Raw genomic sequence first — 24,311 nt, forward strand, 5'->3', positions numbered from 1 at the left:
GCCTCAATCACCGGTCGACTGTAGTTGGCGCTGCAGGCGCCGCGCAAAAACGCTCATCTCTTTGGCGGCCTGGACGTCGCCCTTGCCGTCGGCAACGATGATTCCCTGCTCATACGCGGCCAGTGCTTCGGCGGGGCGAGCCGCTTCGCTCAGTGCCTTGCCGAGAAGCTTCCAGGCGGCGGAATGGCCGGCGTCGCGCTCGACCGCCTCGCGCAGGCGCAGCGCGGCCTGTTCGAATTCGCCGCCTTTCAGATGTTCGTTGCCCAGCGAATAGCGGAGCAGGGCGCCATCGCGCGCACCACCGAGCAGTTTTTCGAGATTGGCGATCATCGCCGTCGTCATTTACTATCTCCGTCGTTAACCATGGCTTTTCAACGCAGCACATTGTAGAGGACAGCACGATGAGCAGAACGATCATTTCAACAAGCGACGCGCCGGCGGCGATTGGCCCCTACTCGCAGGCGGTACGAGTCGGCGATACGGTATACCTGTCGGGTCAGATCGGCCTCGACCCGGTCAGCATGAACGTCGTCGACGGCATCGACGCGCAGATTGTTCGCGTTTTCGACAACCTCAAGGCCGTTGCCGAAGCTGCCGGTGGTTCCCTCGCCGACATCGTCAAGCTGAATGTGTACCTGACCGATCTGGCGAACTTCGTGAAGGTCAACGAGGCCATGAAGAGCTATTTCAGCGAGCCCTTCCCGGCGCGCGCAGCGGTCGGCGTCGCCGCCTTGCCACGCAATGCACTGGTTGAAGCCGATGCGGTGCTGGTGCTCGGCGCCTGATGCCCCTGGCGGACGAGATCGATGCGCCAGACGCGCTGCGCAGCCGGCTGCGCAAGCTCGGCCTCGAGCGGCGTGACGATCTCGTTCTGCACCTGCCCTTGCGCTACGAGGACGAGACGCGTGTCACGGCGATCGGCGACGCGCCGTTCGGCGTGCCGCTGCAGCTCGAGGTGCTGGTGCACGAGGTTTCGGTCAGGCTGGCGCCACGCCGGCAGTTGCTGGTGCAGGTCAGCGACGCCAGCAACGCTGGCCACGATCTCCTGCTGCTGCGTTTCCTGAGCTTCTACGGCAGCCAGCAGCGGGCGCTCGAAGCCGCCCGCGACGATCACCAGCGGCTGCGCGTTTTTGGCGAGATCCGCGACGGTTTCCTCGGACCCGAGATGGTGCATCCGCGCTACCGCGTGTGGCGTGCCGACGAGGCGCTGCCAAGCTCGCTGACGCCGGTCTATCCGACCACTGCCGGCCTGGCGCAGAGCGCCCTACGCAAGCTCATCGCACGCGCGCTGGCGGCTGCCGATCTCGGCGAGTCGCTGGACGCCGCCTGGTGCAGCCGGCACGCACTGCCGTCGTTCGCCGCGGCGGTCAGCCTGCTGCACTCGCCGCCGCCCGACGTTTCGGCAGCAGCCTTGCAAAACCGCAGCCATCCGGCGTGGCGGCGAGTCAAGTTTGACGAACTGCTGGCGCAGCAGCTGTCGCTACGCCGTGCTTACCTGGCGCGCCGCCGCAAGGGGGCGCCGGTGCTGCCGGCCAGCGCCAGCCTGGCGAAGCGCCTGCAGGATGCACTGCCCTTTGCCCTGACCGGCGCGCAGCAACGCGTCGTTGCCGAGATCGCCGCCGACCTGAAGCAGCCTTACCCGATGCAGCGTCTGCTGCAGGGCGACGTCGGTTGTGGCAAGACGATCGTCGCCGCGCTGGCCGTTTGCCAGGCCGCCGAAGCGGGCTTTCAGACGGCTTTCATGGCGCCCACCGAGATTCTGGCGGAGCAGCACTACCTCAAGCTGCGGGCCTGGTTCGAGCCGCTCGGCGTCGACGTCGTCTGCTTGTCGGCGCGGCTCGGCGCCGGCCTCAGGCGGGCGACGCAGCGGCAGGCGGCGACTACCGCGCAACTCGTCGTCGGCACGCATGCCTTGATTCAGGAGGGGCTTGATTTCAGCCGTCTCGGCCTGGCGATCGTCGACGAGCAGCATCGCTTCGGTGTCGTGCAGCGTCTCGACCTGCGGCGCAAGGGAGTCAACCCGCACCAGTTGATGATGTCGGCGACGCCGATTCCGCGGACCTTGGCGATGAGCTATTACGCCGACCTCGACGTCTCGGTGATCGACGAATTGCCGGCCGGTCGCTCGCCGGTGCGCACCCGGCTGTTCTCGGCGACGCGCCGCGACGAAGTCGTCGCCGCGGTGCGTGCGGTCGTCGCCGCCGGGCGGCAGGCTTATTGGGTGTGCCCCTTGATCGAGGAGTCGGCCAAACTCGAACTGCAGGCGGCGCTCGATACCTACGCCGCGCTCAGCGAGGAGCTTGCCGACTTGCGCATCGGCCTGGTGCACGGTCGCTTGCGCAGCCAGGAGAAAGCCGCAGTGATGGCCGCCTTCGTCGCCGCCGAGGTCGACGTGCTGGTGGCGACGACGGTGATCGAAGTCGGCGTCGACGTGCCGAACGCCAGTCTGATGGTCATCGAACACGCCGAGCGTTTCGGTCTCGCGCAGCTCCATCAGCTGCGCGGGCGCGTCGGCCGCGGCAGCCACGATTCGCACTGCGTGCTGCTCTACCAGCAGCCGCTGTCGGCGCTGGCGCGCGCGCGCCTGAAGATCATTTTCGAGCACCGTGATGGTTTCGAGATCGCTCGCCAGGATCTGCAGCTACGCGGGCCCGGCGAGCTCGTCGGCAGCCGCCAGTCGGGCGTGCCACTGCTGCGCTACGCCGACCTCGATAGCGACGGCGAGCTCGTCGAAATGGCGCAGCAGATGGCCGCGCAGCTGTTGCGCGACGACCCCGAGTGCGTCAGCCGCCACCTGCGGCGCTGGCTCGGCAGTCGCGAGGAGTTGCTGAAAGCCTGAAGCGCCGGCCGCTGGTGAAACGAGCTCGGCAGCGCCCTGGCTGCAGTCGCTTCACTCAAGCGACACGAAAATACGCGACGGCCTCGCGCAACTGACTGGCCAGGCCGTTGAGCGCGAGCGCCGAGTTGGCGTTGCCCTGCATCGTCGCGTTGGTTTCCTCGGTCATCGAGGCGATGTTCTGGATGTGGCGGGCGATGTCGTTGGCGACCGTCGCCTGCTCGCGCGTGGCCATCGCCACGCCTTGTACGCGCTCGCTCGACTCGAGTGCCTGGCTGTGGATCGATTCGAGCATGGTGCTCGCTTCACGCGCTTTTTCCAGGCTTCGGTCGACCTGCGGTGCGGCTTCGTCCATGCCCCCGACGGCCAACTCGGTATCGGCCTGGACGCTGACCACCATGGTGCTGATTTCGCCGGTGGCTTTGCTCGTTCTCTCGGCGAGCTTGCGGACCTCGTCGGCGACGACCGCGAAGCCGCGACCCTGCTCGCCGGCGCGCGCCGCTTCGATGGCGGCGTTCAGTGCCAGCAGGTTGGTCTGTTCGGCGATCTCCTTGATCACCCCGGCGATGCCGCCGATCTCTCTCGAGCGCGTCGCCAGCTGGCGGATTTGTCCGGACGAACGCGCGACGATTACAGCAACCTTCTCGATCTCCTTGGCCGACGCGCTGACCAGCGCGCGACCTTGCTCGGCGCAGCTCGCTGCGCTGCTCGAGTTCTTCCCGGTGGCGTCGGCGTTTTGGGCCACCTCGTTGATGCTGGCCGTCAGTTCCTCGATCGAAGCGGCGGTCGCCGAAGTCGAGTTGGCCTGTTCCTCGGCGGCGCGACGCGTCTCGTCGGTGGCCAGCGAAATCTCGCTGGCGCTATTGGCCAGGCCGCTGGCCAGCTGACCGATCTCGGCGATGATGCTGCGCAAGCGGCTCTGCATCTGGGCGATCGAGTGCATCACGCTGCCGCTGGCCAGCCGCTCGGCGTTCAACTGCCCGCCGAGGTCGCCACTGGCGATGCGCAGGGCGATCGCCGACGCCTCGGCGGGTTCGCCGCCGAGCTGGCGCAGGACGCTGCGCCCGATCCACAGCGACACGCCGACCAGGACGGCGATGACCAGGGCGATGATCAGCAGCGAGTTGATCGCCACGCTGCGGAACTCGCGGTCGACGTCGTCAAGATAGATGCCGGTGCCGATGACCCAGCCCCAGGGTTTGAACTGCAGCGCGTAGCTGATCTTGGGAACGGGCGTGTCGCTGCCGGCCTTGGCGAAGGAATAGTTGACGACGCCTCCTTTGTCGCTGGCCTGCGCGACGCGGACGATGTCCTGGATGAACAGCTTGCCATCGGGATCGCGCAGGTCGGTAGAGTTGCCTCCCTCGAGCGCCGGCTTGGTGGCGTGCATCACGAAACTGTGCTGGGCGTTGAGGACGAAAAAGTATTCGCCGTCCTCGTAGCGCATCTGGCGCAGCGTTTCAAGCGCCTGTTTCTTGGCGTCCTCTTCGCTCAGCGCGCCGCTTTTGGCGAGCTCGTAAAAGCGCGCGACGCTGCCGCCGGCGACTTCGACGAGCGCGTGGATCTTGCTCTGGCGGTCGGCCAGCATGTTTCCGCGCAGGTCGTTGAGTGAGTACAGACCGAGCGCGACGAGGCCCGTTATGGCCGCCGCCAGGACGATCAAAAAGCGCGTCTTGATACTCGAATTACTGAGCTTCATGGTGACTCTCCAGTTGGCGACCCCCGCTGCTTGCGGCTTACTGTGAAAGTCGCGTACGCGACTCACGAAACTCCCGTCTCCCCTTGCGGGAGAAGGTCCAGGGGAAGAGGGAAACGGTCATGACTTTCATGATCTGGGGTATCTCAACCTGTCATGACCGTTAGCGTAAAGGTCGCGGACGCGACTCCCATCTTAACGGCAGTCGCCAGGGGAAACTTTAGGGGTAGTGGCAAAAATCGCGGCGCCGGTGCCGAAGCGATTGGCGGCTCCTTTGGCGTCGCCGACGGCAGCGTACTACTTTTGCGGGACTTCAATGCCGTGCGCAGTCAGCGACTCGCGGTTCAGCTCCCGGCCTACGTCTTTGGTCGCAGGCTGTGCCAGGACGATCGAGCGCGCTTCCGCCTGCTCTTCGCCCGGCGGCGGCACGGCTATGAAGGCCCGATCGTGGGCGTTCAAGGGGGCGGCGGTCAGTGGGAAATGTCGACCGACTCGTCGCCGCCGCCCCGCTGCAGATTGCTGCAAAGGAGTGGCGCGGCCTTGCTGGCGGCGTTCGAGTGTCGGATTTTTTTACACTCGCCAACTGAAAAAGTTCCGTGATCTATTTAACAGTCTGTTTTTAAGAGAGTAAAAATGATTGGCACAAGTATTGCTTGTGAGTAATCGAGCCTGCTAGAAAGCTGGGCCAACAAGTGCAAACTGACCGTTCCGATAGGAAAAACGGACAGACTGTGTTTCCGACCTTAAGTACCCCTGGAGGAATAAATAATGATGAAGAAAACCCTGATCGCGGCTGGACTTGCTCTCGGCGCCGCCGTCTTCGCCGGTCCGGCTTCCGCCGTACCCATCGAAGTCATCTTCAACGTCGTTGGTCTCGGCACCTTCACTGCCGATACTGGCGACGTGACGAATGCGACCACCATTACCAGTGGCGCCCCTAATCTGGTTGCCGCCATCATCGCGAATAACATCGGCCTGGTCGGCGGCACCGCCGTTACTCTGGCTCCGGGCGCGCTGCCCGTGACCGTTGGCGGAGTGTTCACGAAAGAGTTTGAGACTGGCTTGGGGACGTTTTTGGAAACACTGACAGTAACGTCGATCACCCCGGGGGCGAACTCCCTGGGGGTGTTGGCGGTAGGCACGATCAGCCAGATCGTCGGAGTTGGATTCGATCCGACGCCGGTATACTGGTCGGCCGCTTACACACAGAACGCTGGGCAGGGCGGGCAGATCAACGGGTCGTTCAATAACTCCACCACGCCGCCGCCGCCGGTGAACATCCCGGAACCCGCTACTCTCGCCCTCCTCGGTGCTGGTCTGGTCGGTTTGGCTCTCCGCCGCCGCCGCGGCTAACCCACCGCGGGCAGTCAGTAGTTTACGATCGACTTGCCGGTTTTCCGGCATCCTGATCGCTGCGGCAGGTCTTGATCCAATCGCCGGCAAGGTAGTGCAAGGCAAGCGGATCGGGATCTGCCCCAGTCTTTTTCCAGTTCGCCAGCCAACCCTCCGTCAGACGGCCGCGCTCGTGTCTGCGTTTGCTCGGCGGCGCGCAGCCCTCACGACGCCGCGAGCTGCTCGCGTAGCGCCTCAATGCGCCGGCGATTGGCGCCGAAGTCGTTGCGTCCGAGACGCGATGCCGAGCGCACCTGGATGACACCGTTCCTTGCGTCGTACCAGAACTCGACGTCGTCTACGAATTTCATCAGCGGCGACGTGTACTGCGCATAAAGATAGTTGCTGCGGCTTTCGACGACGGTCACTGCCGGGTCGGCTTGCAGCAGGACTTGCAGCCTGGCGATGCTGGCCAGGCCATCGCCGTGCACCGGCAGCGGCGCAATCTGCGCAAGCTGCGCCTGTTCGTGCTGCTGCTTATGCTTTGACCAAAGCAGCGCCTGGCTGCTGACACTGTTGGGCGTTGCCGAAGGCGGCTTGAGCCGGCCATCATGGACGCCGAGGTCGTCGGGGCGCGTGCCCTGGAGCAGTCCGAGCTGGCCGACGAGCACCGCCAGCGCGCTGACCGCCGCGAGGCCGATGAGGAGCCACTGCAAAAGCTTCATGACCAGCTTCATGAGCACGCCATCCCCCGCTTGTGAAGGTCTTGCCAGCGATTGACCAATAAGCCAGCCAGGCAAGCGCCAGCAGCCACTGTCGCCTGGCGTCAAGCTGCTTTCTTGCGACAGGATCAACAGGTCCGATCCGTCGATTTTCTCCGAGTTCGTCAAGCTGAGTTGTGGAAAACCACACGATTCATCCGCGCCGCGGGCACTTTTTGGCAAGATATTTGCAGCGATCGATTCCCTGCCAGCTTGCGCGGGTGCTTTGCTGGAAGCAGCGAAGACGCATCGCCACGGCTGCCGATCTTCCTGCCGCCGCTCATCGTCACGCCGATCGACTTTTGCCTGAGGGTCGCTGATCGCTCGCTGAAAGTGCTGATAGTCAGCCTGAGCGCGGCTTTGTTGCCTTCGCTCGTGCTTGGAGCGCCGTCGGCGCCAGCACCCCGGGAGACCTTCCTGAGTCCCGTTTTGTCGATCCACTGAAACACGATCGCCAGGTCTGCGCTGCTCTATAATCGGCCTCTTGCTGGTCGCAGCAGCGGTTGCCGACGAACTACAGGCCGCCTTGACCGCGCTCGCCGTCAAGCAAGCGAGGTCCCCTCGCGGGCCTCGAGTTCAGCTTCGGCAAGTCGACACTGGAGCGCTGCTCGTACCGGGCACTGCCAACAGCCGATTGGCCAAGCTCAGGAAGGGACGGGGTGGCAACAGCGGCCGTTTCCCCTGCATGCGCGCACAGACCATCGAACTGCTGACCACCCTGTACCGCGAACGGCCCGGCTGGACCGCACAATCTTGGAGGGGGAGGCCGGTTGCGCCGCGCGCCGCCGACGCCGACCGCAGCTGGGTGACGCCGGTCGTCGGGTCAAACCAGAAATCGACGTCGTCTACGAATTTCAGCAGCGGTGACGTGTCACTTGTCGTAAGGATAGTCGGCGTGCCTTTCGACGACGGTCGCTGCTGGCTCGAGCGCGGAATGCGGAATGTGGAATGTGGAATGCGCCTGACAAGAGGCGTGAAACGCCCTGACCGTTTGCCGCAGACCGGCGCAATGGCTTTGGCAAGATTGTCGGTGAGGGTATTTGCGGCGCCTTCGCTCGCAAGGGCTGCCGACAATGAGTCACCGACGAGCTACGGCTTTGCCGCAATGGATCATGACCATGAGCAAATCACGTCTTGCCGCCGCGCGCGGCGGCGGCGACCAAAAGCCCGCTCGCCACAATGCCAGGGAGTGGCGAGCGTACGACACCCCGTCATGAAAATGATAAGGCGTGCGGCTCGGCGATTGGCCCTTCGGCGCCATGGACGGCGTTGGAGTACATGAATTGCACCGGGATGCGCTTGCTGCTCGTCGCCACCTGCACCTCCTGAAATACCAGATCGAGGCTGGACGCCGCGAAGATCGGCTGGTCTCCGACCTCGCGCCCACTGCGCGATGTCCAGCCGAGAAAGTCGTTCGTGCCGTGGGCGATGGCGTCGTTCACGTCCGCGTCGGTGCGGAACTCGTTGATCTCATGGTAAAGCGTTGCAACGACGTTCTTCCACGGGCGGTTGAACACGGCAATACCATTTTCCGAGTGGTCCGGCCGGATTTCGGAGTAAACGTTTGCCGAGTAGTAGAGCGTCCTCTTCTTGTCGTCGGCCGGATCGTTGAAGTGCAGAGACCCGTGGTAGCCGCCCAAGCCGTTGGTCGAGGACGAATTGCCGAGTTTCAGGACACTACCAGCGGGCAGGAGCAGATTGAAGATGGTCGTCGGCAGGTCGTTTCGCGAAATACGCCCATCGACGTACAGAGCCTTGACAATGGCCTGCACGTCCGCCTCGTCGAGCTGTTGTGGTTTCGCCTCGTTGAGGATGAACGATTCTCGCATCTCGCAGCTGATGGCGGCGCCGGGGAAATACTGGACCATCACATTGTTGAGGCTGCGGTCGCGCATCGCGAGATCGATCGCGCGGTCGATGGAATCAATGTCGCTCGCCTTCCACGAGGTCGCGTCGCCCAGATAGACGTTTTGGAATTCGATCTGCGGCAGCACCCGGCCGCCGTGAAAGATGAGGTCTTCGAGCGGCGCGGGGCTGATTCCCGGGGCGATAGCCTTGGGCATCGGCCAAGCCTTGGGCAGCGCGCTTTGCGCGTAGTACTGCTTCTCGGCGGGTGAATTTTGCCGCACCTGAATGCGCATCGGTTGCAGAACGGGGTATGTGGCATTAGCCATGGTGTCGTCTCCTTCTTCAGTAAGCTGTCAACAAACATCGTGATGCGGGCCAGGTGGCCCGACGGAGTGGCCTAGGGAAGCGGCTTGATGCGGAGGTTCCGGAACTGCACTCGGCCGCTGTGAAACTGCAGTCCGAGGAAGCCGCTAGCTCGCTTGCCCGCCGGTAGGTCCGCTTCGCAGACCAGTTTGCCATTCAGCACGACGCGGATCCTGGGACCGCGGGCGCTGATCTCAAAGGTGTTCCAGTAACGGTTTCCGAGGTCGGGCGCGTCCGGCGAGGCGACGTTGGCAGCCCACTGCTGGGCCGGGGCGGTGCCGTACAAGGCGCCCGTTTTATAGCGCGAGTTGCCAAAAATCGAGCGCCCCGTGTCGGCGAAGTATTGCTTGCCCGTTTCGTCGATCTGGACTTCCGTGCTCGCCTCGTAGAAAGCGTTGAACTGCGCCTGATCGGCGAAATTCACAGCGCTCGGGTCGGGGGTGCGCAAGAGGATCCCCGAGTTCGCCATCGCGTCGGTCCCCTGAAAGCTGCGGAAGGCCTTCCACTCGATGGCCAGTTCAAAGTTGCCGAAGGTCACCGGCAAGTAGTACAGGCCGATGCCCTTGGTCGGGTTGGTTGCCAGTAGGCCGTTGTTGGCACTGTCGAGAACGATCATGCCGGCGTACGGCGCTTGCCGCCAACCGGCGGACTCGAGCAGCGACTGCGCTGTCAGGCCGCTGAGGCCGATTGGGCCGGTATAGCCGGCATGGCGCGCGACGATGTCGGCAGCGACCTTGCGCGCCAGGGCGACACCGGTGAGTACCGGATTGGCCGAGCCGACGGTCGGGAACAAGGCCTGGTCGCAACAGTAGGCGTTGCTGACGTGATGAAAGTGCCCGTTGACATCGGTCACCGACGAGTCGGGATCGTCGCCCATCCACAAGGTGCCTGCATCGTGGAACGTCGTCCCGACGCCCTGCGTTTTGCTGAGTGTACCGAGCGTGAAATCCCCCATTCTGTAATCTGGTCCCCGCCCGCTCGCCAGCGAGCGGGCGATCGCGTGGCCGGTGTCGTGCATGTCCTGCCAGATCTCGGCATTGGTGTGGTCGCCGCGATTGAACTGCACCCAGGCCCTGGCGTGGCCGAACTCCCCATCGCTGTCGTTGGCCCCGGCGAGATCGATGTAGTCAAAGTTTGCGTCGCGTAGCGGGCTGCCGCGACCGCCAGAGACCTCGCCCGAAGAACGGAGCACGATCCGGATCTTGTCGCTCTGGAAACCATCGGCGATCTGCTGCTGGATGCCCAGGTCGGGGACCATTTTGTACAGGTTGCGGTCTGGGCCGTCCGCGTTGGTGGCTGCGTAGAACTGATACTGATACCTGCCGAACTTCCCGTCGCATTGAATGTGCAACGCCGCCAGTTGCAGTTCCTCAGCCAATTCGAAACCGGGCCACTGCACCCTGACCCAGTTGGCAAACTGCGCCCGATCGACGTCGAAGGAAATGTCAAAGCGATGATGGAACATGAAATTGCGCCCCATCAACTCGTCACCGGGCGCCCGCAAGCCGGATCCCTCGAGCGAGAACGACTCCAGCGCCAAGCGCGTCGACTCGATGGCGCTCATCGCCAGGACGACTTGGCAATGCGGCGCGATGAACAGGCTGCGGTCGGCGTTACCGACGCGAACGTCGATGCGGTTGATGACGCGCGTCCCACGTTCCGGCGCCTCGTTGTCAGCCCTGAAGCCGAGGCGGACGACGTGGCAGTTGGGCACCAGCGCGATGCGCAGGTCGCTCTCGCGCCCGTCGCCGTGGTCCTCACGGATCGCCGCCGTCAGCTCCGGCACGCTGGAGTACTTGTCCGGCGAGAACAGTCCCGAGATGAACGACTGCGTTTGCACGGCAATGGGTGACGGCAGGACCTGCGTGATCCGCGCGTCGATCGTCGCCTTTTTCTGATCGAGGAAGAAGCGCAGCGCCTTGTTCAGGCCGACCTTTTTCTCGTCCTCGCCGCAAATCTCTACCGGGTCGAAGATGAAGTCATCGGCGGGGACGACGCCGATCTCGTATTCGATCGTCTCGTAGCCGCTGAGTGGCTCGCCGCGACAAAGCTCTGTCCCGGTCACCGGGTCATCGTGCGCGATCGGTCGCAAGCCGACGGGCTCCCGGGCGTTGACGGTCATCAAATAGGCGCTGACCTCGTCCGGCCACTGCTGCAGATCCTTGGCCTGCAGGCGCGGGCACCAGCCGCCCCAAAACACCCCCTTGCCGCCGACACAATAGGCCTGGCCGACGAACTTCTGGTTGCTCCGCCAGCCGATCCCCCATACTTCATCGCGAACCTGGGGGTTGGCACCCGCGCCAACGTACTCCGTCCCGCCTGGGACGTTCAGCCCCAGATTCGGAAGGTTCTGCGCATGTTCCGGAATCAGAAATGGCCCCGCTTCCAGGACGAGGACGCGTAGCGCTTTGAGTTTGTTGCCGAATTTGCGTTCTGTAAGGTCGTAGATCTTGGCGGCGCAGTAGCCGCCGTACATGCCGGCGCCGAGGACGACGACGTCGATTCCCTCCGGGCTGGATGTCGCCTCGTCCCAGGTATTGTTGTGGTAACGTCCGAGGACGTCTCTTGTGAACGTGGTGGATTCGCTCATCAAAGGCATGGTGAAAATCCTCTCTGCTGAAAAACTGTCGGGAAGACGCCGGCAGCGAACCGCGCCGCTGCGACGCGGCACGCCGCTGGACAGGGTGAAACCGCCTCAGGAAGCGCCTAGTCCCCGCAAGAAACTGAGTGATGGCGAGAAGAAATACTCGCCGCCCTTGAGCGTCACAAACTGGCCGAACTGGTCCTCGCTGGCGATGCTCGGTTGGACGGTCGCTTTCCCCCATTCGCTGGGCCAGTTCAGGGGTGATTGCGCCGCTTCGCCGATCAGGGGATCAAGCAACTTGTCCTGCTTCTGCCCGATTACGGCATCGAGCCCCGTGCGTGCCGCGGCGGGTGGGCTGGGTTGGCCCGCAACAGTGTCAATGGCCGGTTTGAGAAACAGCGGATTGTTGCACCAGAATCTCTGGATAAATTCGAACTGTTCCCAGATGTCGGACTGATAGCACATGAACAACAGCCCGACACCATTGCTCGGCAGTTCATCCAGATCTTCAGAGGTACTCAACGGACCGCCGTAGGTAATCCCGCGACGGGCAATGCGGTGACCGAGCTCTTCCTCGTCATTCTGGGCCAGAACTCCCCCGGCCTTGACCGATTCCAGTCGCGGATTGCTCTTGCGGACATGCGCATGGAAAGGGCATTTGCGGCCGTCAGGATCGCCGTGATAATTGAAATCATTCGGAATCGTCGGGTTCGAAGACTCCGCCCAGATACCGTCACCCGGTTGTAGAACTGCCGGCGTGCCGTCTTCGTAGCGGCCGACGGCGAGCGCTCCAGCGAGTTCTCTCGGCAAACCCAGCGCCTTGGCCAGCCTGGCCTCCGCGGTCTTGAATCCGCGCACGTTCTGTTCGAGTTTTCTGAATACCAGGAAACTGCCAAAACTTATCGCCGGGCGGCCATTGGGGTCGGCGACCAACACCAGGTTCAAGGGCGCTCCAGCATGCGGCCAATACTTGCCGCTGCTTTCCGTCGCCTTGTCCTGCACGAAAAGCGGCTGGCTCACGCCATCGGCGTAGCCGAAATGCTCGACGACGTTGCCGAACGATTTCTGAATATCTGTGGCATTGACCGTTGCTTCGAATTTCCGGCGCAGCGTCAAGCCGCTCTCGACGGTCTCGATAGTGGCGATATCGTGCAGTTGCTGCCGAACAGCCAGTTCAGCCGCCGTCAAATCAGACGGGTTGTCGTCAGCAAGAATGATCAACGCGTCCAGAACGCCAGCAAAGCCGTCTTGCCATTGCTCGGCGGGCGGATCAAGAAGCGCCTCCCGGCGACTCTTCAGCCCAGCCTGGAAGCTATCGGAATAAAACGGCAGCTCATCGCCGCCGATGGTCAGTGTCGATGGGCGCCCCTGTGGATTTGCCCCGTACGGCTGGCTGGCTTTGGCTACACCCAGATAATCGTAGCCAGACGCCGACAGCGCGAAGTGCGCAAATAAACCAGCATCGATCCCACTCTCTTTTTGTGCCTTGGCGCCGTCCAACTGGTCTTTGGCCGAGGTAATCAGGGTCTCGGCAAACCTTGAAATCCATTCTTTCACCGCCAGCAATTTGCCGGGCTTGAAAGCAATGAAAATGTGGACCGCATGGTCTCTGCCGTGGCCGTTGAGAATATTTCCCTGTAGATCGGCAAGGAAATCACCGAGATCCGGATCGTCCAGTGCAATCGGTCCGGTATTGCTGGCAAGGTCTAGTGGCATGATTTTCTCCGTTTTCGTCACAAATTAGAAAATGACTCAGCGCTAATGTCTCGTCGGTAGATTGCTTGACCGGCAATCGCCGCGTGCCGGCTATTCAAAAAGGGCTGCAGGAACGAGGGCGTCCGACGTCCATGCGCAGGCGGGAAATGATCTCCCGCCCGAGCACCATTTTTTCGTCACACTAGGAGCGCGTGACCTTGCCATGCTTGATCAAAACCAGGCGGCGGTTGAAGTCGGTGAATGTGAAGGACGCACCGCTCTCGGCGTATTCCAAAGTGCGTTTGCGCAGTATTTCGATTCCCACCTGCTCGCCGAGACGCAGGCTGCGGGTATTGTCGGTCCGCCAATGGACGCCACCGATGCTGCGTCCCATCGCCACGTTGCTGGCGAGCTTGTTGAGTTCACCGCCAACGCTTAGGTCCCCTGAGTAATCGCCGGGTTCGCCAAAAATCGCGTCCGTTTCTCCCTCTTTTCCGACCTCGTTCGATTCAAATGGGCCGGGTTGCAGAAGGCCCCGCAATCTCCCTGCTTCCACAGGTTCCTTGGAACTCGCATCTGCCATTGCTTCTGCGATCAAGTCGCCAAGCGACTCGTCTTCCTTGAACCACGCCTTGAGTACGGTGACACAGGCGCCAGCGACGGTCGCGTGACCGGCTCCGTACGCGGGATGAGACGGCGAACCGGCCGAGAAAGCCATGGGCAGGAAGTAGGTGTTATTCTTGCTGAAAATCAATTGTGCAACGCTTGACGTCTTGATCAGATCGGGCAGGCCGTAGTCGCGCTTTACGGCGGCAGACCCTGGCGCTGCGTACCCTACCTTTTCCATCTGCAGTAAACCGCCATAGGCTTCCGGGCGTGCTCGGCGATGGACCAGCCACTTCTGCCGCCATACGACTTTCAGTGCGCGGCTGGCGACTTCGGAGACCAGCGCCAGCAAGTCGGGCCCACCGAGAGTGGCGAACTTGCCCTGGCGCGTGTAGCCCTCATAGGGATTGCCAGCATCGACCGACGCGCCGATGGCATCAAGGAACAAGGCGGCGTTGAAGTAGGCTTGATGCAGTGCGTCGCGATTGACGAAGCGCGCGAGGTCGCGCAGCGTCGAGATGTAGCGCCTTTTTAGCGATGCCGGATAATAGCGGGCGTTTTTTGGCGGCAGCTGATCAGCGTAGTAATTACATTTTCCATAGTCGCGACCATGCTGGTCTTGTCCGGTATTCTGGGCGCGCAGCCAGTCGGTGTGCGTAATGAGGAAGTCCTTGTTCCTGATATACGGGACTTGCCGTGGATCGATGGTTTGCACGCCGTATGGGATGGGGCGGAGGAAGAACTGGCTGATCAGCGGACCAAATTCTTCGCCCTTCAATCCGCAGCGAAAGAGCGTCTCGGCGCGGATGTCGAGCACCTCACCAGAGCCACCTTCTGAGGGAAGATCGGTGTGGAGGTTTATGGCACCGGCGGCCTGGTCTTCATTGAGGGCCTGCTGATACGCGGCGCGTATCTCGGTAATCGCTTGCGCCACCAAGGTATCGTTCGAGAAGTCGGCGAGAGGCAGGTCGCGCAACAAAGCCATCCAGTACAACTCAAGCATTTCGGCGGCGGTGCTGGTCGACAGGATGCCGGGTGCTGGTGGCATTTCGAGCGCTTGCGGGTCCGGGCCATGTGTTTCAGACGATGCGCCGGACATCGGGCTGACGAACTTGGCTGAACCTGGATCGCCACGCGCTACGCCCTCGAAATCAGTCGGCTCACCCCTTGCGACGGCCAGGCAGATGTCCTTGAATTCCTTGTAGGCATTGATCTTGGTATTGATATTGTCAACGACTTCGCCATAATCGTTGTGCGGCAAGGTCTTGTGAAAATTGCCGATGTAAAGCTTTGTTGCAGCGCCTTTACCGAGTTGGTGCTCAATGGATTCGTCTTGATTGGGTGCAGGATTGGGCATTTCGAAACCTCCGAGTGATGATGGTGGTGAACGTTATCGCCCTTCAATGCCACCGCAAATGCCAGGCTGGGCGAAAAACGCCGGCGCGGATTGGCTGCTTTATTGCTCGGCAACCCGAGTTCGTGACTTGTCTTCGTGAAACAGGCAACGGGAAGAAAATAAGCGGGGCGAAGCGAAAATCAAGTTCTGGCGGTAGGCGGCGTGGAGAAACTATGCCAATCCTGCGGCCACCAGTCAGAGCTCATCGCGGCGCCGATTATTCAATGAATCGAGTTGAAGTGGTGGCGCTCGCAGAAGACGAGCATCTTTCCGGGAGCAGGGCGGCGAAGAAAATGCCGCCGAGTGGACAGCAATATCCTGCGGGTGGAATTTCAGTGCGTCGTCGGCGCGTTGCCGCTGGCCGCGCCAGGGTCTGTGATGCGCTACTGGGCGGCGACCTTCGCGGCGCGTTTCGGCGTTCGCCGCTCGGATTTCTTTTTCAATCCCAGTGCAGCGACGTGGTCGGAGTCGGGGCCGTATTGGGCGATGATCTGGTCTTTGGCGCCGAGGACGACGTCGTGGAAGGTCCACTGCGCGCTGACGAGTGCGTCGCGGGCGGCGGCGACGGTGTTCTGGGTATTGAGCAGCGTTTCCTGTGCGACGCGCATGGCGTCGTATTTGCTGATCAACTCGGGCAGGCTGTAGGCCGGGTTGGCCGGTTGGTAGCCAGTGATCGTCTTGAGCGCGACCAACGCGTCGCTGTCGGCCTGGATAATGTGCGCCTGCATGCGGCTATTCGAGATTCTTGCCATATGGCCCCCCACACGAGAAAGCGGTTGCGATGCGAATGTTTTCTAGTCAATGAGTTTTAGTGGGGAGAGGGGGAGTTTTCAAGATTTTTTTCGCCACATAAAAAATCGTGATGATCGCCGCTGCCGGCCCGGCAATTGCCGGCGTCGTGATGGCAGTAGCACAACTCGTCATCGTCGTCGCCGCGTTGCTGATGGCAATAGCAGAACTCGTGATCGTGGTAGCAGCGCTGATGATGGCAATAGCAGAACCCGTGATCGTCGTCGCAGCGCTGATGATGGCAATAGCGGAACTCGTGATCGTAGTCGCCGCCCCGATGATGGCAATAGCAGAACTCGTGATCGTCGTAGCCGCTCTGATGATGGCCATAGCAGCGCTGGTGATCGTCGTCGCAGCGCGCGTGATCGCCATGCCAGTCATCAAAGCCTCGTCGCGAGCGGCCGTTGCCGACGGCGCCGCAGGCCGACGCGCGCTCGCACGCGTCGCTACGCTGGTAGGCCGACGCCTTGCTCGATCGCCTTCGCCCGGCTATAGTCGCGCCGCGGTCTGCGTACCGCTTGTGTTTTCTTGTTAGCGGCGCCGCCTGGCGGGCCGTGTTCAAGCTGCGGCAGACTCCCTGCCGTGGCGGGTCTCTATAGGGAGTTGTCATGTTGCATTGCACGCGCCGTTTGGCGCTTACCGGCGCGCTCGTCTGCGCGCTGGCCATCAGTTTTCTTCATCCGGCAGCCGCCGCCGAAGCCGTTCTGCGCGTTTCGGCAATTCCCGACGAGGCGCCGACCGAGTTGCAGCGCAAGTTCGCGCCGCTCGGCCAGTACCTCGAGAAGGAACTGGGAATGAAGGTTTCCTTCGTGCCGGTCTCGGACTACGCGGCGGTCGTCGAGGCGCTGGCCAGCGACAAACTCGACCTGGCGTGGCTTGGCGGCTTCACCTTCGTGCAGGCGAACATTCGCAGCAAGGGCACGGCGATACCGTTGGTGCAGCGTGAGCAGGACGCGCGCTTTACTTCGAAGTTCATTACCGCCGACCCCACCATCAAGACTCTGGCCGATACCAGGGGCAAAGTCTTCGCCTTCGGCTCGCCGTCGTCGACCTCGGGTCATCTGATGCCGCGCTACTTTCTGATGGCCGCCGGCATCGATCCCGATGTCGATTTCAAGAAGGTCGCTTTCTCGGGTGCGCACGACGCGACGGTCGCTTTCGTCGCCGCCGGCCGCGCCGACGCCGGGGTACTCAACGCGTCGGTATGGGAGAAGCTGGTCGAGGAGAAAAAGGTCGATGCCAAGGTCCGTGTCTTCGCCACGACGCCGCCTTATTTCGATTACAACTGGACGGTGCGCGGCAATCTTGACCCGGCGCTGATCAAGAAGATTGCGGCAGCTTTCCTGAAGCTCGACGCGGCCAATCCCGAGCACGCCGAGATTCTCGCACTGCAACGCGCCAGCAAGTTCATCCCGACGAGCAAAGAGAATTATCTGGGGATAGAGCAGGCGGCAAAGGCCGCCGGCTTGCTGAAGTAAGGCGCTTGTTCCGCCTGCAAGACGTTTCGCTGGCGCACGCCAACGGCTTTGTCGCCCTGCGCGAGATCGCCCTGGCGGCGCGCGCCGGCGAGCAGATCGCCATCGTCGGCGCGTCGGGCGCCGGCAAGACCAGCCTGTTGCGCGTCTTGGGCGCCGCGCTGCGGCCGTCGTCCGGCCAGCTGGCGGTGCTCGAGCTCGACCCCTGGGCCGCGTCGGCGGTCGAGCTGCGGCGCTTGCGCGCGCGCATCGGCGTCGCGCATCAGGCGCCGCCGCTGCCGCCGCGCCAGCGCGTGGTCACCGCGGTGCTCGCCGGTCGGCTCGGGAGCTGGCCGTGGTGGAAGGGCGTCGCGTCGCTGGCGTATCCGCTCGATATCGCCGGCGCGGCGGCGGCGCTGGCGCGACTCGATCTCGACGAGCGCCTGTTCGACCGCTGCGACCGCCTCTCGGGCGGCCAGTTGCAGCGCGTCGGCGTCGCCCGCGTCCTCTACCAGCAAGCGCAACTGATCCTCGCCGACGAGCCGGTGTCGGCGCTCGACCCGACGCTGGCGCGGCAGACGCTGCAGGTGCTCAGCGCCGACGCCGTGGCGCGTGGCGCGACGCTCGTCGCCAGCCTGCACGCCGTCGATCTGGCGCTGTCGTGTTTCCCGCGCATCGTCGGAATTCGTGACGGTCGTGTCGCCTTCGACCGGCCAGCCGCCGCCGTCGACGCGGCGCTGCTGCGCGAGCTGTACGCCAGCGACAGCGGTCCGTCGCCGGCGTCGTCAGCGTCGGCACCAGGGCCCGCGCCGCGCGCCGCGGCCAACGCAGCGCCGCCTGGCGGCTGCTGGCGATGATGCGGCGGCGCGACCCGGCGGCGCCGGCGCGCGCTGCCGGCGTGTTGCTGGCGTTGCTCGCGCTGTGGCCGATGGCGGTGCTCGGCGAGTTCCGTCCCTGGCTGCTCTTCGAGGCCCAGAACCTGCGCGTGATCGGCGCTTTCCTGGGCGGCTTTCTGCCACCGGCGAGCGGTCACGAGTTCCTCGGCTACCTCGTACAGGCGACGCTGGAGACGCTGGCGATCGCCAGCGCCGGTATCGCGCTGGCCTTCGTCGTCGCCGTGCCGCTGGCCATCGCGACGACGCAGGCGCTGTCGATTTCGCGACTCGGGCCGGGCCCCGGCCGCCGCCGTGGCGACTTGCTGCGGGCCGGCCTGCGGGTGCTGCTGGTTGTCTTGCGCGGCATTCCGGAGCTCGTCTGGGCGCTGCTTTTCGTGCGCGTCTTCGGCCTTGGTCCGGCCGCCGGCGTGCTCGCCCTGGCGCTGACCTACGGCGGCATGCTCGCCAAGGTCTATGCCGAGATTCTCGAATCGGGCGAGCAGCGGCCGGCGCGCGCGCTCCTCGAAGCCGGCAGCAGTCGCCTGCACGCGCTGTGCTACGGCCTGCTGCCGGGCTGCGCGCAGGAACTGACCTCCTACACCGTCTATCGCTGGGAGTGCGCGCTGCGCGCGTCGGTGGTGATGGGTTTTGTCGGCGCCGGTGGCCTCGGGCAGTTGCTCGACCAGTCGATGAAAATGCTCAACGGCGGCGAGGCGGCGAGCATCCTGCTGACCTTTTTGATGCTGGTGCTGGCCGCCGACGGCTGCTCGTCGTTTCTCCGTCGGCAGCTCGCCGACGCCGGCAGTCGCCAGCGCGCGCTAGCGGTCGGGCCGCTGGCGCTGGCCGGGCTGGTGCTGCTCGTCGGCGCCGTGGTGGCCAGCTTCGTTGCGCTTGACCTCGGTCTGGGCGCCTTGCTGACGCGCGCCGCGGCGACGTCGCTGGGCGATTTCCTGGTGTTGTTCTTCCCGCTCGATCTGTCGCCTGGCTGCTTGCAGAAGGTCGCCTGGGGATCGCTGGAAACGCTCGCCATCTCGGTGCTCGGCTCCTTGCTCGCCGCGGTCGGCGGCGCCCTGCTGGCCTTGCCGGCGTCGGGCCGGCATGGGCCAGCGCTGGCGCAGCTGACGCGCCTGCTGCTCAACACCTTGCGCTCGGTTCCCGAACTGGTGTGGGCGACGCTGATGGCGCTGGCCGCCGGCCTCGGGCCTTTTGCCGGCATCCTGGCGCTGGCCCTGCATACCAGCGGCGTCCTCGGGCGGCTGTTCGCCGAAGCCTTGCAGAACGCGCCGCCGACGCCGCGCGACGCGCTCGTCGAAGCCGGCGCGCCGGCCGCCGCGGCCTTCCTCTACGGCACGCTGCCGGCGGTGACGCCGCAACTCGTCGCCTACGCGCTCTACCGCTGGGAAATCAATATCCGCATGGCGGCGATTCTCGGCTTCGTCGGCGCCGGCGGTCTCGGCCAGCTGCTCTACGTCGAACTGTCGCTGTTTCACTACGCGCAGGCGAGCACGCTGATCGCCGCGATGTTGCTGCTGTCGGTGATCGTCGATGCCGCGAGCGCCTGGCTACGTCGCCGGCTCGGTTAAGGGCGCTGGGGGAGGGTGGTGGAAGAGTGGCACCAGCGCGCTTGCCGAGCGACCACCGCGCTGCAGCGTGCGCCGCGAGCGGTCTCACCCGGATGAGCCCCGACGCCATCCGGGCGGCCGGGCGGCTTACTTCGGCTGCGGCACGACGCGCAGATACGGTTTGAGCGTTTTCCAGCCGCCCGGGTACTTGGCCCTGGCGGCTTCGTCGGAAACCGTCGGCGGGATGATCACGTCGTCGCCCGGCCGCCAGTTCACCGGCGTGGCGACGCTGTGTTTGGCGTTCAGCTGGATGGCGTCGAGCGCGCGCAGGACCTCGTCGAAATTGCGTCCGGCGCTCATCGGGTAGGTCATTGTCAGCTTGATCTTCTTGTCCGGGCCGATCAGGAAAACCGAGCGCACCGTCGCGTTATCGACCGCCGTGCGCTCGGCGGCCTGGCCGCTGGCGTTCGGGTGGATCATGTCGTAGAGCTTGGCGACGACCAGCTCGGTATCGCCGATCAGCGGGTAGTTCAGCGCCGCCCCCTGCGTTTCGGCAATGTCGCCAGCCCAGCGCTGGTGGTCGCTGACGCTGTCGATCGACAGGCCGATGACCTTGGTATTGCGCTGATCGAATTCGGGTTTGAGGCGCGCCAGGTAGCCCAGCTCGGTGGTGCACACCGGTGTGAAATCCTTCGGATGCGAGAACAGGATCGCCCAGCTGTCGCCCATCCATTGATGGAAGTGGATCATGCCCTCGGTGCTCGGGGCGGTGAAATCGGGCGCTTCGTCGCCAATGTGTAGTCCCATGCGGTACTCCTTTCGATCTGCGTGAGGAATCTGCTTAAACCGTCGCCAGCAGTGCTGGCGTTTCAAGGCGGCGGCAGTGGTCGGCGCGTGGCCCTGCGCCGGCGTCGCTGCCGTTCATAGGACTCAGCTTTGCGCTCCCGAGTTCAGCGGATAGCCGGCGACGCGCCAGGCCTTCATGCCGCCGTCGAGCGCCACCACGTGCGCGAAGCCCATCTCGTGCAGGGTCGCCGCCGCCAGCGTCGATACCTGGCCGAGTTCGCAACAGACCAGGATGCGGCGCGTCGGGTCGGGCAGTTCCTGGTTGACGCGCAACTCGAGCTGACCGCGTGGCAGCAGGCGCGCGCGCGGGATGTGGCCGCCCTCGTAGGCGTCGCGCTCGCGCACGTCGAGGACGATCAGCTCGTCGTCGCCGGGCTCGCCGAGCGCGGCCGCTTGAACGCGCGCCCGGAGTTCCTCGAGCGCCATGAAGGGCACTTTCGCCGCCGCCTCGGCGAGCAGCTGGGCGACCGATTTGCCGCCGCTCATATTGGTCCGCAGCGCTTCGGTGACGTGCGTCGGCATCGACAGGTTGAGGTTCTGCATCAGGTCGACGAAGGTCGCGCGGTCGCGTGCCTGCAAGCGCGGATTGGTCGCCAGCTCCTTGCCGATGGTCGACTGCTGGCGGCCCTTGTAGTCGTGCGCCGGCAAGACCCTGGTCTCGGGGTCGAGCGTCAGGATGCGCCGAAAGAGGCTGTCGTGCAGTGCTTCCGGGTCGCCACTCGGCAGGTCGGTGCGGCCGGTGCCACCGATCAGCAGTGTGTCGCCGGTGAACAGGTGGCGGTCGATGTGCAGGCACATCGAGTCGCTGGTGTGGCCTGGCGTATAGATCACGCGCAGGCGCAGTTGCCCGATCAGCAACATCTCGCCGTCACCAATTCGCAGGTCGACAAACGGCGCTGCGCTGCTGCGGTGCATCACCACCGGCACCGCCAGGCGCCGCGCCAATTCGCGCGTCGCCGAGAAATGGTCGGCGTGGGTGTGCGTATCGATCAGGTAGCGAATCCGCAAGCCGTCACGCGCCGCCAAGGCCAGGTAGTGGTCGATCTTGCTGATCTCGGGATCGATCAGCGCCGCCGAGCTGCTGTCGTCGCAGCCGACCAGGTAGGACTGGCAGCCGCCAGTGGCAATTTGTTCGAGAATCATCAGCGCCTCCTGTAGCGTGTTGCCGCCCGAATGCGGCGTCTGCGCCGAGCCTGGCCCGAAGGGCGACGTTGGCTGGCGCTGCGCTGTAGACCCTGAAGAAACCCTCAGCGCAATCTCCGCGCAGAAATGGTAACGCAGATCGGCACGGCCGGCGGCAATGTCCGTCGCCGACGTTCTGGCGACGCGCCAACGGCCAGCCAACGCGCGTCATCGCGTGTGATCGGTGATCGCCGAGCTGAGCTTCGCGCTGATCCTGATGATGATCGGCAGCTATCGCCTGACCTTCGAGTTTTCGTCTCCGGGTTTCGGCCTGGCCGGTCGCGTCGGCGCGATTTGTCTGCAGCTCTTCGATCGCGACCTTCGCCCGCTCGACGATTCGCCGTCGTTCGCGTCGCTGCCAATCGACGAGTGGCTGGGTGAGTAAGTGAAAAATCTGTGGAAAAGTCTGTGGAAAAGTCTGTAGAGCGGCCGGCGCAATATTCGCCGCCATCAGCAGGAGAAGCGCCCTGATCGTCGACTTCGATCCGCGCCTCGGCAGCGTTCTGCTGCTGTTGCGGATCGGGCTGGCGGCGCTGCAAGCGACGCCAGCCGCCGCCAAACGCTGAACGCGGCGCAGCGCGCCAGCGTCAGGGTGAGCGTGGCTCGGCGTCGCTGGTGGCCAGCAGAAAATCGATCGCCTGCCGCCACCAGGCGGCGTCGAGACGGTAGAACCAGTCGTTGTGGTCGGCGCCGTCGATCACCGTCAGCCGCTTCGGCTGGCCGAGCGCCGCGTACAGTGCCCGACCGTACGGCGCTGGCACGATGCTGTCGTCGGCGGCGATCAGCAGCTGCACCGGCCGGTCGAAGGAGCGCAGCCTGGCGACGCTGTCGTAGTGGTCGCGCAACAGCCAGTGCACCGGCAGCAGCGGGTAGTGGTGCGCGGCGACGCTCGCCAGCCGGTCCCACGGCGTGATCAGCAACAGACCGCTGACCAGCGTGCGCTGCTGCGCGCTGGCCGCGGCGGCGACGCCGGCGCCCAGCGATTCGCCGATCACCAGCAGCGGCGCACCGTACAGCTGCTGCGCCAGGGCGATGCTCTGGGCGGCGTCGGCGACCAGGCTCTCCTCGCCGAGGGCACCGGCGCGCGGGCCGTAAGCCGGATACTCGGCGAGGATCACTCGCAGACCGAGGTGGCTGAGCGCCTCGACGTAGAAGCGGCGGTGGCCGGCGTGCCCGGCGTTGCCGTGGAAAACCAGCACCGTGGCGCGCGCCGGGCCGTCGGCTTCGGCCAGCAAGCCGCGGAAATCGGTAGCGTCGGGCCACGGCGAGAGGCCGTCGGAGGCCATCTCGGCGACGCTGGCGCGTTCGGGAAAGTAGAGCAGCTGGTCCTGGAACATGCTGACTCCGGTCAATACCAGCAAGCAGACGACGAGCAGGCTGATCGCGCCGAGCGCCGCGCGGCGCGCGCCGGCCCAGGCGCTGCCGCGGTGCGCGTCCGAACGGTGCTGCGGCGAGCAGGCCGGAGCGCGCTCACTTGCGGCCGACATAGCGTGCGTCCTCGAACAGCGAGGTGATTTCGACGCGGCCGATCTCGGGATGATCGGGGACGATGTAGAGGATAGGCGTGATCAGTTCCTCGAAAATACCGCGCAGGCTGCGCGCGCCGGTCTTGTACTCGATGGCGATTTCGGCGATCTGCTCGAAGACGCGCGCGCCGATGCGCAGTTCGACGCCTTCGCCGCGGAAGATCTCGACGTACTGCCGGTAGATCGAGTTCTTCGGCACGCTCATGATGCTCACCAGCATTGGTTTGCTCAGCTGGTGCAGGTTGGCGATCACCGGCAGGCGGCCGGTAAACTCGGGAATCAGGCCGAACTCGAAGAGGTCGGTCGGCTTGACGCGCTTGTTCAGGCGGTCGAGGATGTTCTGGTTGTCGTCGGCGGTGGTGGCGATGAAGCCGAAGCCGTGCGTCTTGGACATGATGTTCTCGAGGCCGACGAAAGCGCCGCCGCAGATGAACAGGACGTTGCTGGTGTCGATGTACTGATTGTCCTTGAGCTTGACCGGCGAGCCTTCCATGATCTTCAGCAGCGCGTGCTGGACGCTTTCGCCGGAAATCGCTCCCGATTGCGAGTTGGTCGCTTTCAGCTTGTCGATTTCGTCGATGAAGATAATCCCGTGCTGCGCCTTGGCGATGTCGGCGTCGGCCTTGTCGACGAGTCGCTGCAGCACCGCCTCGATTTCCTCGTTGACGTACTTGGTCTGCGCCAGCGAGGTGGCGTCGGCGGTCACGAAAGGAACGCCGAGCATCCGCGACAGCGTGTCGCAGAGCAGCGTCTTGCCGGTTCCCGAAGGTCCGACCAGCAGCACGTTGCTCTTGGCGATGCTGCCCTTGTCGGGCGCGAAGGTGGCGATCTTGCGGTAATGCGAGTAGACCGCGACGGCGAGGACCTTCTTGGCTTCCTCCTGGCCGATGACGTACTGATCGAGGTAGCGGACGATCGCGCTGGGTGTGGTTTCTTTGGCTAGCAAGCGGCGGGCTCCGT

At 64.1% G+C, this 24,311-nt stretch carries 23 protein-coding genes; 9 read left to right on the forward strand and 14 right to left on the reverse strand.

Features of this window, described 5'->3' with window-relative positions; translation table 11 throughout:
* Positions 1–3: 3 nt before the first annotated feature.
* Positions 4–342, reverse strand: a complete 339-nt coding sequence (locus QZ656_RS07905) for a tetratricopeptide repeat protein (RefSeq protein WP_291992887.1) — start codon at positions 340–342, stop codon at positions 4–6.
* Positions 343–401: 59 nt separating this feature from the next.
* Between QZ656_RS07905 and QZ656_RS07910 the strand changes: the two genes are divergently transcribed.
* Both QZ656_RS07910 and recG read left to right on the forward strand, forming a co-directional pair.
* Entirely contained in the window at positions 402–785 is a 384-nt protein-coding gene (locus QZ656_RS07910; protein WP_291992888.1) for a RidA family protein, read from the forward strand.
* A complete protein-coding gene (recG, locus tag QZ656_RS07915; RefSeq protein ID WP_291992889.1) occupies positions 785–2,839 on the forward strand; it encodes an ATP-dependent DNA helicase RecG in 2,055 nt (684 codons plus the stop codon). Before QZ656_RS07910 ends, recG begins: the two co-directional genes overlap by 1 nt.
* 55 nt (positions 2,840–2,894) lie before the next feature.
* On the opposite strand, the gene QZ656_RS07920 is transcribed toward recG, so the two are convergent.
* Both QZ656_RS07920 and QZ656_RS07925 read right to left on the reverse strand, forming a co-directional pair.
* Entirely contained in the window at positions 2,895–4,535 is a 1,641-nt protein-coding gene (locus tag QZ656_RS07920; protein ID WP_291992890.1) for a cache domain-containing protein, read from the reverse strand.
* A 294-nt stretch (positions 4,536–4,829) separates the two neighbouring features.
* Positions 4,830–4,991 (reverse strand): hypothetical protein, encoded by a 162-nt coding sequence (locus tag QZ656_RS07925; RefSeq protein ID WP_291992891.1) that lies wholly within the window; start codon positions 4,989–4,991, stop codon positions 4,830–4,832.
* 309 nt (positions 4,992–5,300) lie between these two features.
* On the opposite strand from QZ656_RS07925, the gene QZ656_RS07930 reads away from it, so the two are divergent.
* Positions 5,301–5,885: a PEP-CTERM sorting domain-containing protein gene (locus tag QZ656_RS07930; protein ID WP_291992892.1), complete on the forward strand. Its 585-nt coding sequence runs from the start codon at positions 5,301–5,303 to the stop codon at positions 5,883–5,885.
* A gap of 203 nt (positions 5,886–6,088) precedes the next feature.
* Here QZ656_RS07930 and QZ656_RS07935 read toward each other — a convergent pair whose 3' ends face one another.
* Entirely contained in the window at positions 6,089–6,589 is a 501-nt protein-coding gene (locus tag QZ656_RS07935; protein WP_291992893.1) for a DUF1499 domain-containing protein, read from the reverse strand.
* A 51-nt stretch (positions 6,590–6,640) separates the two neighbouring features.
* Here QZ656_RS07935 and QZ656_RS07940 point away from each other — a divergent pair, with 51 nt between their 5' ends.
* Positions 6,641–7,069, forward strand: a complete 429-nt coding sequence (locus tag QZ656_RS07940; protein WP_291992894.1) for a hypothetical protein — start codon at positions 6,641–6,643, stop codon at positions 7,067–7,069.
* 132 nt (positions 7,070–7,201) lie between these two features.
* Here QZ656_RS07940 and QZ656_RS24070 read toward each other — a convergent pair whose 3' ends face one another.
* The 6 genes from QZ656_RS24070 to QZ656_RS07965 form a co-directional block, all read right to left on the reverse strand.
* Positions 7,202–7,699, reverse strand: a complete 498-nt coding sequence (locus tag QZ656_RS24070) for a DUF1499 domain-containing protein (protein ID WP_366522126.1) — start codon at positions 7,697–7,699, stop codon at positions 7,202–7,204.
* Between the two features lie 137 nt (positions 7,700–7,836).
* Positions 7,837–8,799: a hypothetical protein gene (locus QZ656_RS07945; protein ID WP_291992895.1), complete on the reverse strand. Its 963-nt coding sequence runs from the start codon at positions 8,797–8,799 to the stop codon at positions 7,837–7,839.
* 71 nt (positions 8,800–8,870) lie between these two features.
* Entirely contained in the window at positions 8,871–11,435 is a 2,565-nt protein-coding gene (locus QZ656_RS07950; protein ID WP_291992896.1) for a family 16 glycoside hydrolase, read from the reverse strand.
* A gap of 96 nt (positions 11,436–11,531) precedes the next feature.
* On the reverse strand, positions 11,532–13,136 hold the full coding sequence (locus QZ656_RS07955) for a hypothetical protein (protein WP_291992897.1): 1,605 nt from the start codon (positions 13,134–13,136) through the stop codon (positions 11,532–11,534).
* A 181-nt stretch (positions 13,137–13,317) separates the two neighbouring features.
* The gene (locus QZ656_RS07960; RefSeq protein WP_291992898.1) at positions 13,318–15,078 is read right to left on the reverse strand and encodes a vanadium-dependent haloperoxidase; all 1,761 of its coding nucleotides are present in this window, start codon (positions 15,076–15,078) and stop codon (positions 13,318–13,320) included.
* Between the two features lie 422 nt (positions 15,079–15,500).
* Positions 15,501–15,845 carry a hypothetical protein gene (locus tag QZ656_RS07965; protein ID WP_291992899.1) on the reverse strand — a complete coding sequence of 115 codons (345 nt, stop codon included), beginning with the start codon at positions 15,843–15,845 and terminating at the stop codon, positions 15,501–15,503.
* 131 nt (positions 15,846–15,976) lie between these two features.
* On the opposite strand from QZ656_RS07965, the gene QZ656_RS07970 reads away from it, so the two are divergent.
* The 4 genes from QZ656_RS07970 to QZ656_RS07985 all read left to right on the forward strand — a co-directional run bounded on the left by QZ656_RS07970 (position 15,977) and on the right by QZ656_RS07985 (position 19,818).
* Positions 15,977–16,441, forward strand: a complete 465-nt coding sequence (locus QZ656_RS07970) for a hypothetical protein (RefSeq protein WP_291992900.1) — start codon at positions 15,977–15,979, stop codon at positions 16,439–16,441.
* A 73-nt stretch (positions 16,442–16,514) separates the two neighbouring features.
* Positions 16,515–17,384: a putative selenate ABC transporter substrate-binding protein gene (locus QZ656_RS07975; RefSeq protein WP_291992901.1), complete on the forward strand. Its 870-nt coding sequence runs from the start codon at positions 16,515–16,517 to the stop codon at positions 17,382–17,384.
* A gap of 5 nt (positions 17,385–17,389) precedes the next feature.
* Positions 17,390–18,217 (forward strand): ATP-binding cassette domain-containing protein, encoded by an 828-nt coding sequence (locus QZ656_RS07980; protein ID WP_291992902.1) that lies wholly within the window; start codon positions 17,390–17,392, stop codon positions 18,215–18,217.
* The gene (locus tag QZ656_RS07985) at positions 18,214–19,818 is read left to right on the forward strand and encodes an ABC transporter permease subunit (RefSeq protein ID WP_291992903.1); all 1,605 of its coding nucleotides are present in this window, start codon (positions 18,214–18,216) and stop codon (positions 19,816–19,818) included. The genes QZ656_RS07980 and QZ656_RS07985 overlap by 4 nt, the downstream gene beginning before the upstream one ends.
* Before the next feature lie 126 nt (positions 19,819–19,944).
* Here the strand turns inward: QZ656_RS07985 and QZ656_RS07990 are convergent, their stop codons facing one another.
* Positions 19,945–20,604: a peroxiredoxin gene (locus QZ656_RS07990; protein ID WP_291992904.1), complete on the reverse strand. Its 660-nt coding sequence runs from the start codon at positions 20,602–20,604 to the stop codon at positions 19,945–19,947.
* 123 nt (positions 20,605–20,727) lie between these two features.
* Complete coding sequence (locus QZ656_RS07995; protein ID WP_291993216.1) at positions 20,728–21,786, reverse strand: MBL fold metallo-hydrolase; 1,059 nt, start codon at positions 21,784–21,786, stop codon at positions 20,728–20,730.
* Positions 21,787–22,009: 223 nt separating this feature from the next.
* On the opposite strand from QZ656_RS07995, the gene QZ656_RS08000 reads away from it, so the two are divergent.
* Complete coding sequence (locus tag QZ656_RS08000) at positions 22,010–22,210, forward strand: hypothetical protein (protein WP_291992905.1); 201 nt, start codon at positions 22,010–22,012, stop codon at positions 22,208–22,210.
* Positions 22,211–22,412: 202 nt separating this feature from the next.
* On the opposite strand, the gene QZ656_RS08005 is transcribed toward QZ656_RS08000, so the two are convergent.
* Both QZ656_RS08005 and clpX read right to left on the reverse strand, forming a co-directional pair.
* Positions 22,413–23,162, reverse strand: a complete 750-nt coding sequence (locus tag QZ656_RS08005) for an alpha/beta hydrolase (protein WP_291993217.1) — start codon at positions 23,160–23,162, stop codon at positions 22,413–22,415.
* 133 nt (positions 23,163–23,295) lie between these two features.
* A complete protein-coding gene (clpX, locus tag QZ656_RS08010) occupies positions 23,296–24,297 on the reverse strand; it encodes an ATP-dependent Clp protease ATP-binding subunit ClpX (RefSeq protein ID WP_291992906.1) in 1,002 nt (333 codons plus the stop codon).
* Positions 24,298–24,311: the final 14 nt, after the last annotated feature.

Origin of the sequence: Candidatus Accumulibacter sp. ACC003 (assembly GCF_907163085.1) — a bacterium.
In the GTDB taxonomy this organism is placed as follows: Bacteria; Pseudomonadota; Gammaproteobacteria; order Burkholderiales; family Rhodocyclaceae; genus Accumulibacter.

Excerpts from the sequence above, each read along its gene's own strand:
- QZ656_RS07905 (WP_291992887.1), bottom strand. The coding sequence starts at position 342 with ATGACGACGGCGATGATCGCCAATCTCGAAAAACTGCTCGGTGGTGCG.
- QZ656_RS07910 (WP_291992888.1), top strand. The coding sequence starts at position 402 with ATGAGCAGAACGATCATTTCAACAAGCGACGCGCCGGCGGCGATTGGC.
- recG (WP_291992889.1), top strand. The coding sequence starts at position 785 with ATGCCCCTGGCGGACGAGATCGATGCGCCAGACGCGCTGCGCAGCCGG.
- QZ656_RS07920 (WP_291992890.1), bottom strand. The coding sequence starts at position 4,535 with ATGAAGCTCAGTAATTCGAGTATCAAGACGCGCTTTTTGATCGTCCTG.
- QZ656_RS07930 (WP_291992892.1), top strand. The coding sequence starts at position 5,301 with ATGATGAAGAAAACCCTGATCGCGGCTGGACTTGCTCTCGGCGCCGCC.
- QZ656_RS07935 (WP_291992893.1), bottom strand. The coding sequence starts at position 6,589 with ATGAAGCTTTTGCAGTGGCTCCTCATCGGCCTCGCGGCGGTCAGCGCG.
- QZ656_RS07945 (WP_291992895.1), bottom strand. The coding sequence starts at position 8,799 with ATGGCTAATGCCACATACCCCGTTCTGCAACCGATGCGCATTCAGGTG.
- QZ656_RS07950 (WP_291992896.1), bottom strand. The coding sequence starts at position 11,435 with ATGCCTTTGATGAGCGAATCCACCACGTTCACAAGAGACGTCCTCGGA.
- QZ656_RS07955 (WP_291992897.1), bottom strand. The coding sequence starts at position 13,136 with ATGCCACTAGACCTTGCCAGCAATACCGGACCGATTGCACTGGACGAT.
- QZ656_RS07960 (WP_291992898.1), bottom strand. The coding sequence starts at position 15,078 with ATGCCCAATCCTGCACCCAATCAAGACGAATCCATTGAGCACCAACTC.
- QZ656_RS07965 (WP_291992899.1), bottom strand. The coding sequence starts at position 15,845 with ATGCAGGCGCACATTATCCAGGCCGACAGCGACGCGTTGGTCGCGCTC.
- QZ656_RS07975 (WP_291992901.1), top strand. The coding sequence starts at position 16,515 with ATGTTGCATTGCACGCGCCGTTTGGCGCTTACCGGCGCGCTCGTCTGC.
- QZ656_RS07985 (WP_291992903.1), top strand. The coding sequence starts at position 18,214 with ATGATGCGGCGGCGCGACCCGGCGGCGCCGGCGCGCGCTGCCGGCGTG.
- QZ656_RS07990 (WP_291992904.1), bottom strand. The coding sequence starts at position 20,604 with ATGGGACTACACATTGGCGACGAAGCGCCCGATTTCACCGCCCCGAGC.
- QZ656_RS07995 (WP_291993216.1), bottom strand. The coding sequence starts at position 21,786 with ATGATTCTCGAACAAATTGCCACTGGCGGCTGCCAGTCCTACCTGGTC.
- QZ656_RS08005 (WP_291993217.1), bottom strand. The coding sequence starts at position 23,162 with ATGTTCCAGGACCAGCTGCTCTACTTTCCCGAACGCGCCAGCGTCGCC.